A 13972-nucleotide genomic window follows, 5' to 3' on the forward strand; every position below is an offset into this window, starting at 1 on the left:
AAGCGTTTGCTTTTGGGGCCTTTTTTTGCAAAAAATGGCGCGCGTAAAGCGGTCAGGGGTGAAAACAATAAGAAAGAGGAAAAGATGGCGGCCAAGGAGGAACTAGGCATGAGATGGCTCATTTCTCTCGTTTTAGCGCTCGCGCTTTTTCCCGCCCCTGCTTTTGCCATAAGCAATGCGCCGATCCATTGGGGATTTAAGAGAAGCGAAAACCACGAGCCCCCATCGGCGGGAAAAGAGCTCGATGAACTGCTCGCCAAATATGACGCCTTTTATTTAGGCGACACGAGCGAAAAAACGATCTATTTAACATTTGACAACGGGTATGAAAACGGCTATACGGCGCAAATTTTGGACGTGTTAAAGGAAAAACATGTGCCAGCCGCCTTTTTTGTCACTGGTCATTATTTGCAAACAGCGCCCGATTTAGTCAAACGGATGGCGGCGGAAGGGCATATCATCGGCAACCATTCATGGCACCATCCCGATTTGACGGCGGCAAGCGAAGAGCGGTTCCGTGAAGAGCTGGAAAAAGTAAAAGAAAAGACCGAGGAATTGACCGGGCAAAAAGGGATGGCGTACCTTCGCCCGCCGCGCGGCATTTTCAGCGAACGGACGTTATCTCTCGCCCGCGACCTTGGCTATTATCACGTCTTTTGGTCGCTTGCGTTCGTCGACTGGCAAACTGACCGCCAGCGCGGCTGGCAATATGCTTACGACCAAATCATGAAACAAATCCATCCGGGGGCGATTTTGCTGTTGCATTCCGTGTCCAAAGACAATGCCGAAGCGCTGCCGAAGGTGATCGACGACTTGCGCAAACAAGGGTATACGTTTGCCAGCTTAGATGAGTTGATGGTGAAAAAGATGGGCCTCCATCCGCGGCTGTTTCGCCCATAAGCCGCTTTCATCACTTGAGCGCAAAAGTGGTACGAAACGTTGTGTGTTGGACCATTCGAAAACCCGCCTCGTTCTGTCAACCGAACCATATGCCGCTGCCTCGTCCTGCCAACAAGTTGGTTCGACGGGGCGTTTTTCGTTATAATAGGGGCACGGACAAATGAGAAAGGTGAGAACGATGTGGAAGCAAACGATTACCGTGCCCGCGCCGTACGATTTTGCGCATGCGTTGGAGCGATTGGCGCTCGATCCGCTGCTGGCGGTTGATCTAGAGCGGCAGCGCGTCACCGTGCCGCTTCATCTCGATGACGTAAAGGTGCCTGTCGTGGTGGAAAGCATCGGCGCGAAAGACGCCCCGCGCTTTATCGTGTCGGGGCCGCATCCCGAGCGGCAACAGGAGATCATCGAACGGATTTCTCATCTGTTTCAATGGCGGACGCCCCTTGCCTCGGTGCACGGCTACTTTCAGGCGACCGAGCTGGCGCCGCTGTTTGCCCGTTATGAGGGGCTGCCGTTGGTGCTTGATTTTGATTTGTATTTTTGCCTCGTCAAATGTTTGATCCACCAACAGCTTCATCTCAAAGTCGGCTATCGGCTCACAGAGCGGTTTGTGAAAACGTTCGGCGAGGAGCGGGACGGCGTTTGGTTTTACCCGCGCCCAGAAGAGATCGCGGCCCGCTCGTACGAGGACTTGCGCGCCTTGCAGCTGAGCGGGCGGAAAGCCGAATATATCGTCAATGTGTCGCGCCTCATTGCCGAGGGGAAGCTGCGGCTTGATGAACTCGAGCAGATGGAAGACGGCGAGGTGATGGAGAGGCTGACCGCCGTGCGCGGCATCGGTCCGTGGACCGTGCAAAATTTCCTCCTCTTCGGCCTCGGCCGCCCAAACGTCTTCCCGCCGGCGGATATCGGTTTGCAGCGGGCGGTCGAAAAATGGTTCGGGCTTCCGAAGCGGCCGACCACAAAAGAGATGGCGGCGCTTGGCGAACGATGGAAGCCGTACGCCAGCTATGCGGCGCTTTATTTATGGCGAAGCATTGAATGAGAGGGACCGATATGGCAAAGCAACAAATGAACATCAAAATCAAAAAAGGCGAGCAATTTCCCGTGACGATTCAACGGATCGGCATTAACGGCGAAGGGGTCGGTTATTTCCAAAAACAAGTCGTCTTCGTCCCCGGCGCCTTGCCGGGTGAAGAAGTCATCGTTGAGGCGACGGACATCCACCCAACCTACGCCGAGGCGAAAATCAAGCGCATCCGCAAGCGCTCGCCAAACCGCATCAAGCCGCCCTGTCCGCTCTATGACCAGTGCGGCGGCTGCCAGTTGCAGCACTTGGCGTACGAGGCGCAGCTCGAGGCGAAGCGCGACATTGTCATCCAGGCGCTCCGCCGCCATGCCCGGCGCCTCGATGTCGACAAGCTTGACATCCGCCCGACGATCGGCATGGACAACCCGTGGCATTACCGAAACAAAAGCCAGTTTCAAGTTGGAATGAAGGAAGGGAAGGTGCTCGCCGGCCTGTACGGCCTCAACTCCCACCGGCTCATCGATTTATCGGAATGCCGCGTCCAGCATCCGCAAACGACGCGCGTCACGAACATCGTGAAAACGATTTTGCAAGACTTGCACATCCCGATTTACAACGAGCGGACAAGAATGGGCGTCGTGCGGACGATCGTCGCCCGCGTCGGCTTTCATACCGGCGACATCCAGCTTGTGCTTGTGACAGCGACAAAAGACATTCCGCGCAAAGAGCTGTTGATCGAGGAAATCCGCCGCCGTCTTCCAGAAGTGAAATCGATCGTGCAAAACATCAACGGCGAAAAAACGTCGCTTATTTTCGGCGACGAGACAGAAGTGCTCGCCGGCGACGAATACATTCAAGAAACGCTCGGCGATTTGTCGTTTGAACTGTCGGCGCGCGCCTTTTTCCAGCTCAACCCGTTGCAGACGGTGAAATTGTACGACGAAGTGAAAAAAGCGGCCGCCCTCACCGGAACGGAGCGGATCGTTGACGCTTACTGCGGCGTCGGCACGATCGGTTTGTGGCTTGCTCGCGATGCCAAAGAAGTGCGCGGCATGGACACGATTCCGGAAGCGATCGAAGACGCGCAAAACAACGCCAAAAAGCATGGGTTCACCAACACGCACTATGTCGTCGGCAAAGCCGAATATTGGCTGCCAAAATGGGTGAACGAAGGCTGGAAGCCGGACGTCATCATCGTCGACCCGCCCCGCGTCGGCTGCGACCGGGCGTTGCTTGAAACGATTCTCCACGTCCGCCCGAAAACAGTCGTCTACGTCTCATGCAACCCGTCCAGCCTCGCCCGCGATCTCGATGCCTTGGCTGCACAATATCGCGTCGACTACATCCAACCGGTGGACATGTTTCCGCACACGGCGCATGTGGAAGCGGTGGCGAAATTAACGCTGCAATTTTGACACTCCACACGTCTTCAGCCGTGTGGAGTGTCAATGGAAAATGAAATCGGGTTCTTCCACTCCTTTTTGGGAGAAAGAAGAGAGGGAGAAAAAGTGGGGGAACCCTTGGAAAAGCAAGGAAAAAAGATCGAAATGAGAGAAAAATGAATTAAGCCAGAGGCAATAAAATATCTGTTCGTGACACACTTCCATCCTGATCATGCCGGCATGGTAGAAAACATTAAGAAATTCGGAACTTCCTTTATTTTGTTTGAACATACAGATGTCCATGAGCAATTTTTGCTCTCCCTCCATCATGAAAATGGCAACTCAAGGAGCGCACATTCTCATAGAAAACCAGAGCAAGGCTGAGCGCGCATTTTTCAATCATGGCCATGATGTGGAGGAGGGTCATGCCATCAAGTGAAACGTTTGCCTCACCTATTGCATCAACAAGAAATTCCTTCTAACAGGGCTCGCCGTTAGAAGGGATTTTTTTATTTGGAAAAATAAGACGCTGGCCGCTTCGAATTCAGCAAAAGGGAAGCTGAGGCATTATATCTTAGCAAAAATACGCCTCGAGTCGTAGACAAAATATATCTTTGGAACATGATGGGATTCGGGTTGTCTGCGGTACGATGGAAGACGAAAGGAGGCGAAAGGATGGCAAAAAAGATCGGGCTGTTCGTTGCCGGCGCGGTGGCGTTGCTTGTGCTGCTGTTTCATCTTGGGCCGCTTGTCGGGTTGGCAATCACGCTGGCGGTGCTGTACTATGCGTTCAAGAAATGTTTGAAAGCCCCGTCGACGTTCGGGAAAATCGTGTGGGCATTGATTGGCTGTGCAGCGTTAGTTGTCAGCGCTTCGAATGTGCCAGCGCTCATCGCGCTTGTCGCGGCGTATGTGTTGTATGTCGTGTATAAAAAATGGAATGGAGTGAAAGACGAGCGCGTCGTTCCAGAAGCAGACGACCCGTTTGTCAACTTTGAAAAACAATGGGCGGAGCTGCAAAAGCATTATTCATGAAATCAATGGAAAAGGAGCGAATCGATGATGAGTGTGTTCTCACGTTTGAAAACGATCATTGAAGCCGATCTCCATGAATGGCTTGACGAAAAAGAAAAGAAAAACCCGATCGCGCTTCTCAATCACTATTTGCGCCAATGTGAACAGGAAGTCGAGCGGGTGCGGCAGCTGCTCGAGCGCCAATATGTGCTGAAAGAGCAATTTGCCCGCGAACATCGCGAAGCCGAACAGATGGTGGAAAAACGAAGCAAGCAGGCGGAGGTGGCGGCGCAAGCCGGGGAAATGGAGCTGGCCGAATTTGCGCGGCGCGAACAAGCGCAATACGCGGAGCGGGCGGCCCGCTTAAAACAGCTGCTCGAGCAAGCGAGCCGTGAGCTGTTTGAGTTAGAAGCGAAATATGAAGAAATGAAGCATAAGCTGAAAGATATGCAAATGCGGCGCATGGAGCTGATGGGGCGGGAGAATGCGGCTCGGGCGCACTACCGCATCCATCGGGTGGTCAACGGGGACGCCGGCCCGGCGTTGGCGGCGTTTGCTGATGCGGAAGTCTACCTTGACCGCCTTGAGCGGCAAGTTCGTTCCGATTATTACCGAAGCACGATCGATGCGCGCATCGCTCAGCTGGAAAAGCAGTTGCAGGAAGGAAAATAACCGGATATGCTAAAGGCGTACATGGTTACGCCTTTTTCATTTTGGACAACAGGGGGCTCCCCACATGCTTGATCAACGGAAGAAAACTGACTATGTCAGTTGGGTTGTTTTGGTGACACTGCTCCTTTTTGCAATCGAAATTTCGTTTTTTCGCCCGGGCGTGCTGTTTTCGTTAAGTATATCGGTCTGTTTGATTTATGTTGGAAGGAAAAAATGGCATCGGCGGAAAGGAAAATGGCTGTTTTGGCTTGGCTGCATCATGTTGGCCATTCATGTCTTAACGATGATGGCCGCTCGTTTTGTCATGGTCGCGCTGTTGGGTTATGCCCTTTGGCAATTGTTTCAGTCGAAGCGGCATCCGACGGTGATCCGCCCGACTATGGCTGAGAACTCGTATGGGGGAGAGGAAATCGTGCGCCGTCAACCACTGTTTCAAAATGTATGGGTTGGCCGGCAAGCGACCCCAGAACGGGTGTATGAGTGGAATGATGTCAATATCCAAACGGGGATCGGGGATACGGTCATTGATGTCAGCTATACTGTGCTTCCGAAAGGGGAAGCGGTCATTATCGTGAGAGGGTTGATCGGCAACATTCGAATTCTCGTTCCGTACGAAATTGAAACACGGCTCGTTCATTCCGCCATTTTTGGTGTTGCCTCGCTGTTTGGCAAGGAACAGGAGAAAATGTTCAACGAGACGCTCATTTATCAAACTTCTTCGTATGATCAAGCGGAGCAAAAGCTAAAAATCGTCACCTCGATGATCATTGGCAATGTCGAGGTGACACGCGTATGAGCCGACCGATGCTCGCTTCTGTTTTGCTTGCGCTTGCGCTTGCTGTGGCGTTGCTCATTTCCTTTCTCTATTTCCTTCCGCCTGGAATGTGGTCGTCTTTGTGGGATCAAACTGTGATGGGGTTGCCGTTTTTGTTGTTTGTGTTCGCTGTAAGCCTGTGTATGGGGATTGCTGTTGGACTTATGCTTGATTCCTTCTTTCGCCAGCAATGGCAAGCGGTTGTGCAGGCGCTTCGGCACATTGAACAAGGAGAGATGGGGGAGTTGCATCGGGAAGAGCCGCCGCCGGAACTGCAAGAGCTTTGGCGGCAAATCGTGAAGCTGCAAGCGCAATGGCGCGCGCAAACGAAACGCGTGCAAAAGTTAGCGGCGGAAAAGGCCGAACAGGAAGAACGGCTCGTTGAACGCATTCTTTCCGAAGAACGCACGCGGCTGGCGCGGGAACTGCATGATTCCGTAAGCCAACAATTGTTCGCCGCTTCGATGATGATGTCAGCCGTTATGGAAACGATGCCGCCGGATGATGAACGGCAGCGCAAACAATTGGCCATGGTCGAGCAAATGATTCACCAGTCGCAATTGGAAATGCGGGCGCTGCTTCTGCACTTGCGGCCGGTGCAGCTGAAAGGCAAATCGCTTCAAGAAGGGATGACCGAACTGCTCACGGAATTGGCGGGCAAAGTGCCGCTCGAGATGAAATGGAACATCGAAGACGTTCCGCTCGATAAAGGGGTGGAAGATCATCTGTTTCGCATTTTGCAAGAGTCGCTTTCCAACACGCTGCGCCATGCGAAAGCGAAGTCGTTGGAAGTATTGCTCATCGAACGGGACGGGTTTGCCATTTTGCGCGTCACCGACGATGGCGTTGGCTTTGATGTGGAACGTTCGAAAAGCGGCTCGTACGGGTTGCAGCACATGTATGAGCGGGCGGCGGAAATCGGTGGGATGTTGAAAATTGTCAGCTTAAAAGGTCAAGGAACGAGGTTGGAAGTGAAAGTGCCGCTTTTGCACAGGGGGGATGACCGTGATTAAGGTACTGCTTGTCGATGATCATGAAATGGTGCGACTTGGCGTGTCGGCGTATTTATCCGCCCAACCAGATATGGAGGTGATTGGCGAGGCGGAAGATGGTAAAAAAGGGGTGGAGCTCGCCCTCCAGTTGCGTCCGGATGTCATTTTAATGGACCTCGTGATGGAACCGATGGACGGCATTGCGGCGACGCGCGAAATCATCGGCGCGTGGCCGGAGGCGAAAATCATTGTCGTGACGAGTTTTTTGGATGATGAAAACGTGTTTGCCGCGCTTGAAGCAGGGGCGACGAGCTATTTATTGAAAACATCGAAAGCGAGCGAAATTGCCGACGCCATTCGCGCCACGTTCCACGGGCAATCGGTGTTCGAACCGGAAGTGGCCGGAAAAGTGATGCGAAACTATCGGAAACAAGAAGAGCGCCTGCCGCATGAGCAGCTCACGAGCCGGGAGATGGAAGTGCTTTTGTTGATGGCGCAAGGGAAAACGAATCAAGAAATGGCCGATGAATTGTTCATTTCACTTAAAACGGTGAAAGTGCATGTAAGCAACATCCTCGCCAAACTCGGCGTCCAAGACCGGACGCAAGCGGTCATTTACGCGTTTCGGCATGGCTTGGTGAAATGAGGAGCGTGTGAGTGGCACAAGCGCTATGCATTGAGAGTATGCTATGTCGAACGCGATTCATTTTTTGATAGGGAGTAGGTGTTCTGTGAACACCAAAACCGCTCCGTTTCATCAAGATGAACATGGAAGATGAAACGGAAGCGGTTTTTGACGTGCGGTGGACAGGGAAAATGGCTGGCTAACTGAGAGGAGTTACGCTTGCTTGGTCAGTTGGCGAAGTTTTCGGTCGTGGTGGAGCACTTTTGTTGTCAACACTTCGACCGAGGCTTGAGTATCTGTTAATTCTTCTTCAAGGTGGTCGATTCGTTCGTTCAGTTGTCTGTTCATCTGTTGCATTTCCTCACGAAGGGAGTCGATTTTGGCCTCAAGCCGAGTCTCAACAGCGTGGATTTCTGCCCGAAGCTGTTGCCCCATTTCTTGCATCTCGCTGCGGAGTTGTTGTCCCATTTCTTGCATCTCGTTGCGGAGCTGTTGTCCCATCTCTTGCATTTCATTGCGGAGCTGTTGTCCCATCTCTTGCATTTCACTGCGGAGTCGTTGCTCCATTGTTTGCATTTCATGGTGAAGTCGCTGTTCCATCGTTTGCATTTCATGATGCAGTCGTTGCTCCATTTCCTGCATTTTCGAGCTAATTTTGTCAGAATGCTGTTCGAGCGCTTGAAGCACCGCTTGAATGATTGTTTTCTCTTCCACTTTTTCTCACCTCCTCACAGGTATTATACAAAGAAACGGGGCGAGAAAGAAAGAGAAAATATGGTGGTTTTCGTCGAACGTTGACGGTTCGGTTTTTGGTTTAGGATCGCGCGTTTTCGGTTTATCATGCCGCCCGCTTTGCCGTACAATAAACTCATATAAAAAGGCTGTTTTGGCCGCAAAGGAGATGACGATGTTGGACGCAGGATGGAAGTTCGACAACAGTTATGCAAGGCTGCCAGAGCGCTTTTTCGGCAAAGTCCTCCCCACGCCGGTGCGCGCGCCGAAGCTTGCGGTGCTCAATCGTTCGTTGGCAGTCAAGCTTGGGTTGAATGAGGAAGCGTTGCGAAGTGAAGATGGGGTGGCTGTGTTCGGTGGAAACCAAATTCCAGGCGGAGCTGAGCCGCTGGCGCAGGCGTATGCAGGGCATCAGTTCGGTTATTTTACGATGCTTGGCGACGGACGGGCGGTGTTGCTGGGCGAGCACGTCACCCCAAGCGGGGAGCGGGTGGACATCCAGCTGAAAGGCTCGGGCCGGACGCCGTATTCGCGCGGCGGCGATGGGCGGGCGGCGCTTGGGCCGATGCTGAGGGAGTACATTGTGAGCGAGGCGATGCACGCGCTTGGCATCCCGACAACGCGAAGTCTTGCGGTCGTCACAACGGGAGAGACCATTATGCGCGAAACGGAATTGCCTGGGGCGGTGTTGACCCGTGTCGCCTCGAGCCATCTGCGCGTCGGGACGTTTCAATACGCGGCGCAATGGGGGACGATAGAGGAGTTGCGCGCTCTGGCCGATTATGCGCTCTGGCGCCATTTTCCTGGCTTTGAGGAAGCTGAGAACCGCTATTTGTTTTTGCTTGAACAAGTGATCGAACGCCAAGCGGAACTGATCGCGAAATGGCAGCTTGTCGGCTTTGTCCACGGGGTGATGAACACGGACAATATGACGATCAGCGGGGAAACGATCGACTATGGGCCGTGCGCGTTTATGGACACATACAGCCTGGAGACGGTGTTCAGTTCGATTGATACGGAAGGGCGGTATGCGTACGGAAACCAGCCGTACATCGGGGGCTGGAATTTGGCAAGGTTTGCGGAAAGCTTGTTGCCGTTGCTTGATGAGAATGAAGAAAAAGCGATCGCGCTTGCCCAAGGGGCGCTTGATGAGTATCCGAAGCGGTATCACCACCATTGGCTTAGCGGGATGCGGGCGAAGCTCGGCCTTGCCGAGGAGCAGGAAGGGGATCAGGAGCTCATTGCGGATTTATTGCGGCTGATGGAGGCGCATCGCGCTGATTACACGAACACGTTCCGGGCGTTGACGTTAGGCGAGTATACGGGAATGGCGCTGTTTGATTCCGCTGAGTTCCGGGAGTGGCAGGAGCGCTGGCAGACAAGGCTCAGCCAAGAATCGGTGTCAAGGGAAGAAGCGTATGAGCGGATGCGCCGCCATAATCCAGCTGTGATCCCGCGCAACCACCGGGTTGAAGAGGCGTTGGCCGCCGCGGTCCATGACGGCGACTACAGCGTGATGGAGCGTTTCCTTGAAGCGCTGTCTGACCCGTACGCCTACTCGCCGGAACAAGAGAAATACGCGGAACTGCCTCCGCCGTCCGACCGCCCGTACCGGACGTTTTGCGGGACGTAATGGTGATGGCGTTTTCGTTTAGCGGCAAAGGAGAAACGAATCACCTTTTGCATCGTCTAATTTGGATAGAGGTGGTGTGAGTGAAGCGAAGTGTTCTTCTCTTTGCCGTGGTGGGAATGTTGTTTGTATGTGATGCCGTCTTTCCTTCGCAATTGGCTGAGACGGACAAAACAAAAGAACCATATGCGTCGTTTCGCCAGCGTATCATCATCCGCGATTCGGTTGATCAGCCGCTTTCTCCTCATGTGAAACAAGCAGGGGCGATGGAAACAACTAGCGAACCACAGCTGTTGCCTAACGTCGATTTGAACCATTCGATTGTGATAACGAAGATGCCGCATATCGAGGAAACGAGGAAAAATTGATGAAAGGCATCGCTTTTAACAAATGAAACAGCGATTGTTCAATGGGGGGCTGGGCTTGAGCCCTTTTTTCTTTTTTCCTCTTTACTTTTACGTTGCGTCAAGGTGTATCGTCATGAATAGGGAGGTGAGGGAAGTGGAGTACACGGTGCATGAGCTGGCGAAACTGGCGGGGATCACGAGTCGGACGCTTCGATATTATGATGAGATTGGCTTGCTGAAGCCGGCGCGATGGAGCGAAGCCGGTTATCGGCTGTACGGGCCGCGCGAAGTCGATCGTTTGCAGCAAATTCTCTTTTATCGTGAACTTGGCGTCGATTTGGAAACGATCAAACAAATCATTCATTCCCCGTCCTTTGATGAATTGAAAGCGCTAAGGGAGCACCGCCAACAGCTGTTGGAAAAAAGACGCCATCTGGATGCGTTGATTGCGAGCGTTGAAAAAACGATTGCCGCTAAAGAAGGAGGAATCATGATGAGCGACAAAGAAAAGTTTGCTGCGTTCAAGGAGCAGCTGATTGAAGAAAACGAACGGAAATATGGAGAAGAAATTCGCCAGAAGTATGGCGATGAACAGGTCGATCGTTCCAACGACAGACTGCGGAAGATGACGAAGGCACAGTTTGATGAAGCGGAACGGCTCAGTCAAGATGTGCTTGAGGCATTGAAAGAAGCGATGCAAGATGGCAACCCGGCCGGAGAGGCGGCGCAACGGGCGGCGGATTTGCACCGCCAGTGGCTTGGCCTCTGGTGGGATCATTATTCCAAGGAAGCGCATGCCGGACTGGCGCGTTTGTATGTCGAGGACGAACGGTTCAAAGCTTACTATGACCAAGTGCATCCGGGAGCGGCTGAGTTTTTCAAAGAAGCGATTTGGATCTATACGGGGATGAAAGACCGTTAGGCAGCAGGCGGCTCGCCCTAAGAATAGGCGGGCCGCTGTTTTTGCTGGTGATGGATGAAGAGGATGGGTTTGCGGTACAATCAAAATGGTGCATAGGGGTCGTTTTAGAACAAAGGCAAGGACTGAACATTGCTATGGAAGTGTCACGCAGAATCCATTAGGCATGGCTGGGCATTCTTGGAGTTGGATCCAATTCTGAAAGGTGTCTGTTAGAAGTAGGAGTCAAGGGAAAAAGAAAGGGATGGTTGGATGGAAACACTGAGACAACGGCTGCGGTCGATCGACCAAAAAGGCTATAAGGCATATAAAGCGATCGAAGGTACGTATCGGTTCCCAACGTTTACGCTTGCAATTGACCATGTGCAAGGCGATCCGTTTGCCGAACCGTCCAAGGTGCGGGTGATCGTGCCGCGGGCGAAAACGGCGCTGGCAGCGGAGTGGACCGATACGAAACCGCGCCGCACTCGCTGTGAGGATTTGCTTTTGCGCCGCGTCCACCGCGAATTGCGGCAATGGCCGCTGCGGGCGCGCGGGTCGGGAAAAAGTGGACTCGTCTTGATTGATGCGCCGGGGCAAAAAGTGCTCGAGCGAACGGCGGTGCAAGTGGCTGACGAGACGATTACGGTTTGTTTATCGGTCGGTTTGCCGGCGAATGGACGGCGCATTTTGGCGAAAGAAGCCGAGGCCATCTTTTTCGAGCAAATTCCATCCGTCATTGAGCGAGCGGTGTACGGCCTTCGGGAAGAAGACATCCGCCCGGCGGTGGAGCTGGCCGATCAGCAGCACGCCATTCGCCGTTATTTGCGCGAGCATGGTTTGGTGGCGTTTGTCAAAAACGGTGCGGTTTTGCCGCGGGAGAGCGGAGTGAGCGACAAGCCGCTGCAACGTGGAGCGGTGCCGTTTCAAAGTCCGCCAGAGCTGGAGATTGCGATCCCCGTTCCGCATCGCGCTGAACCGATCAAAGGCATGGGCATCCGCAAAGGGATTACGCTGATTGTCGGCGGCGGCTACCACGGCAAATCGACGCTGCTTCAGGCGTTAGAGCACGGCGTGTATGACCATATCGCCGGCGACGGGCGGGAGTTTGTCATCACCGACAGCGGGGCGGTGAAAATTCGCGCCGAAGACGGCCGGAGCGTCGCCAGTGTTGACATTTCGCCGCTCATTGGCGCGTTGCCGTACGGCAAAGAGACAACGCAGTTTTCGACGGAAAACGCGAGCGGCAGCACCTCACAGGCCGCGAGCATGATCGAAATGATTGAAGCGGGGGCATCGGCGTTTTTGATTGACGAAGATACAAGCGCAACGAACTTGCTCATCCGCGATGGACGCATGCAGGCGCTCGTGGCGAAAGAAGCCGAACCAATCACGCCGTATATCGACAAGGCGCGTCAACTATTTCGCGATTACGGCATTTCGACGGTTCTTGTCGTCGGCGGGTTGGGGGATTACTTGGATATCGCTGATTGCGTGATCAAAATGGAGCAGTACGTCCCGTTTGATGTGACCGGGGAGGCGAAGCGGATCGCTGCAGAGATGCCGTCGGGACGGAAAGCGGAAGGCGGAGAGTCGTTCGGCCGCATTCGCGAGCGCATTCCCCTGCCCGAAAGTTTGAACAGCCAAAAAGGAAAAAAAGCAAAAGCCGTCGCGCGCGGACGGCACGTTATTCAGTACGGGCAAACCGATCTATTGCTTTATGCGCTTGAGCAGCTGGTCGATGACAGCCAGACTCGGGCGATTGCCGCGGCGCTGCTGTATATGGAACGAAAAGGATGGCTCGACGGGAAGAAAACCATCCGCCAACTACTTGATGCGATCGAAGAACAATGGGACCGTCAAGGGCTAGGCTCAGTTTCGTTCCGAAAAGGGAATCCGGGTGAACTCGCTCGCCCGCGCCGCTTCGAGCTGGCGGCGGCGCTGAACCGGCTGCGGTCGCTCCGGTGTATCCAGCAGTAGCCAGCTTGGAAAGGAGAAAGCCGGTTTGCTTTTTCTTGGCGACGTTTCCGTGCAGGTTGGATTACGGGGTTATTGGGGAGGAGGAATGGCTTGGTTTTTGTTTTTCCCAGCTGCAACAAAAAATAGGGCCGCAGGATGTGAGGCAAGGGCGTTTGTTTTCCCTGCTGGCCAACGGAACAACGGACGCTCTTGTTTCAACAGGGGCGGCCGTGTGCCGGTATCGACCCAGGCGCGATCGGTGCGGGGCCGCTGCTCTTGTTCCAATAGACGATGCCTCATGCCTCAGGCAAAACGCGAATGAATCCGCTTTCTGTCGGCGCCTTGCCCATTTTGCTCTAGCGCTATCCACCAATTACGGCTATAATAATGTTTATCAGTGCAACGTGGCGGATGGCGGCGGGAAGCCGCGGGTTGGTTAGGGGGATCAGGGCATGAACAAGTCAAAAGGTTGGATGGAATCGGAAATCAGCAAAGCGTTGACGAAATGGGAAAAAGATTTTCTCGGCCGCGGCTCGGTGTCGGTGAAAACCGATATTTTGCGTGATATGATTATCGTTTCCCTGCATGGCATCTTGACACCTGCTGAGTACGCTCTTTGTGAATCGAAGGAAGGGATGCTGGCGGTGAAACGGTCGCGGACGAGTTTGGTGGAATCGGGCGTCGATGATTTGAAGAAGATGATTTTGGAAATCACGGGTGAAAAAGTAAAAAGCTTTCATACCGATTTAAGCACCCGAACGGGTGAGCGGATTATTGTCTTTAAGCTGTTCAACGATTTGGAGAAACAGTTGACAAAATAAATTTTTCCATGACAAATCAACAAAGTTATTGTATAATTGAAACAACTTTTGTATAGTAAGTATAGAATAAAATAGTGGACGATGCTGTCGGGAGCCCTTCAAAAAACCTACGTGGGCTTAGGTTCGTTGAAGGGAAACCGACCGTCGCCTGCCGCG

The 13972-nt window shown here is 53.3% G+C and carries 15 protein-coding genes; 14 read left to right on the plus strand and 1 reads right to left on the minus strand.

Going from position 1 to position 13972, the window contains the following annotated elements; genetic code table 11:
* Positions 1 to 108 precede the first annotated feature (108 nt).
* The 9 genes from pdaA to ACVBDQ_RS07185 all read left to right on the plus strand — a co-directional run bounded on the left by pdaA (position 109) and on the right by ACVBDQ_RS07185 (position 7450).
* Complete coding sequence (gene pdaA / locus ACVBDQ_RS07145) at positions 109 to 900, plus strand: delta-lactam-biosynthetic de-N-acetylase (RefSeq protein WP_047757539.1); 792 nt, start codon at positions 109 to 111, stop codon at positions 898 to 900.
* Positions 901 to 1078: 178 nt separating this feature from the next.
* A complete protein-coding gene (locus ACVBDQ_RS07150; RefSeq protein ID WP_014194896.1) occupies positions 1079 to 1945 on the plus strand; it encodes a DNA-3-methyladenine glycosylase family protein in 867 nt (288 codons plus the stop codon).
* Entirely contained in the window at positions 1942 to 3345 is a 1404-nt protein-coding gene (rlmD, locus tag ACVBDQ_RS07155; protein WP_020279474.1) for a 23S rRNA (uracil(1939)-C(5))-methyltransferase RlmD, read from the plus strand. The genes ACVBDQ_RS07150 and rlmD overlap by 4 nt, the downstream gene beginning before the upstream one ends.
* A gap of 162 nt (positions 3346 to 3507) precedes the next feature.
* Positions 3508 to 3696, plus strand: coding sequence for a hypothetical protein (locus ACVBDQ_RS07160; RefSeq protein WP_352512494.1), 189 nt, complete (start codon positions 3508 to 3510; stop codon positions 3694 to 3696).
* Between the two features lie 291 nt (positions 3697 to 3987).
* Positions 3988 to 4347: a lmo0954 family membrane protein gene (locus ACVBDQ_RS07165; protein ID WP_011229934.1), complete on the plus strand. Its 360-nt coding sequence runs from the start codon at positions 3988 to 3990 to the stop codon at positions 4345 to 4347.
* Between the two features lie 27 nt (positions 4348 to 4374).
* Positions 4375 to 4998: a PspA/IM30 family protein gene (locus ACVBDQ_RS07170; protein WP_011229935.1), complete on the plus strand. Its 624-nt coding sequence runs from the start codon at positions 4375 to 4377 to the stop codon at positions 4996 to 4998.
* Between the two features lie 64 nt (positions 4999 to 5062).
* Positions 5063 to 5794 (plus strand): cell wall-active antibiotics response protein LiaF, encoded by a 732-nt coding sequence (liaF, locus tag ACVBDQ_RS07175; protein WP_020279776.1) that lies wholly within the window; start codon positions 5063 to 5065, stop codon positions 5792 to 5794.
* Positions 5791 to 6825 (plus strand): sensor histidine kinase, encoded by a 1035-nt coding sequence (locus tag ACVBDQ_RS07180; RefSeq protein ID WP_047757541.1) that lies wholly within the window; start codon positions 5791 to 5793, stop codon positions 6823 to 6825. Before liaF ends, ACVBDQ_RS07180 begins: the two co-directional genes overlap by 4 nt.
* The gene (locus tag ACVBDQ_RS07185; protein ID WP_013146334.1) at positions 6818 to 7450 is read left to right on the plus strand and encodes a response regulator transcription factor; all 633 of its coding nucleotides are present in this window, start codon (positions 6818 to 6820) and stop codon (positions 7448 to 7450) included. The genes ACVBDQ_RS07180 and ACVBDQ_RS07185 overlap by 8 nt, the downstream gene beginning before the upstream one ends.
* A gap of 192 nt (positions 7451 to 7642) precedes the next feature.
* On the opposite strand, the gene ACVBDQ_RS07190 is transcribed toward ACVBDQ_RS07185, so the two are convergent.
* Positions 7643 to 8143 carry a hypothetical protein gene (locus ACVBDQ_RS07190; protein WP_020279779.1) on the minus strand — a complete coding sequence of 167 codons (501 nt, stop codon included), beginning with the start codon at positions 8141 to 8143 and terminating at the stop codon, positions 7643 to 7645.
* A 193-nt stretch (positions 8144 to 8336) separates the two neighbouring features.
* Here ACVBDQ_RS07190 and ACVBDQ_RS07195 point away from each other — a divergent pair, with 193 nt between their 5' ends.
* The 5 genes from ACVBDQ_RS07195 to ACVBDQ_RS07215 all read left to right on the plus strand — a co-directional run bounded on the left by ACVBDQ_RS07195 (position 8337) and on the right by ACVBDQ_RS07215 (position 13816).
* Positions 8337 to 9794: a protein adenylyltransferase SelO gene (locus tag ACVBDQ_RS07195; RefSeq protein WP_446663122.1), complete on the plus strand. Its 1458-nt coding sequence runs from the start codon at positions 8337 to 8339 to the stop codon at positions 9792 to 9794.
* Positions 9795 to 9874: 80 nt separating this feature from the next.
* Positions 9875 to 10159: a hypothetical protein gene (locus ACVBDQ_RS07200; RefSeq protein ID WP_011229941.1), complete on the plus strand. Its 285-nt coding sequence runs from the start codon at positions 9875 to 9877 to the stop codon at positions 10157 to 10159.
* Between the two features lie 112 nt (positions 10160 to 10271).
* On the plus strand, positions 10272 to 11060 hold the full coding sequence (locus ACVBDQ_RS07205) for a MerR family transcriptional regulator (RefSeq protein WP_014194904.1): 789 nt from the start codon (positions 10272 to 10274) through the stop codon (positions 11058 to 11060).
* Between the two features lie 249 nt (positions 11061 to 11309).
* On the plus strand, positions 11310 to 13016 hold the full coding sequence (locus tag ACVBDQ_RS07210; RefSeq protein WP_110107427.1) for an ABC-ATPase domain-containing protein: 1707 nt from the start codon (positions 11310 to 11312) through the stop codon (positions 13014 to 13016).
* Positions 13017 to 13447: 431 nt separating this feature from the next.
* Positions 13448 to 13816, plus strand: coding sequence for a DUF2294 domain-containing protein (locus tag ACVBDQ_RS07215; protein ID WP_011229945.1), 369 nt, complete (start codon positions 13448 to 13450; stop codon positions 13814 to 13816).
* Positions 13817 to 13972 lie beyond the last annotated feature (156 nt).

The organism is Geobacillus sp. CCR, assembly GCF_052906625.1.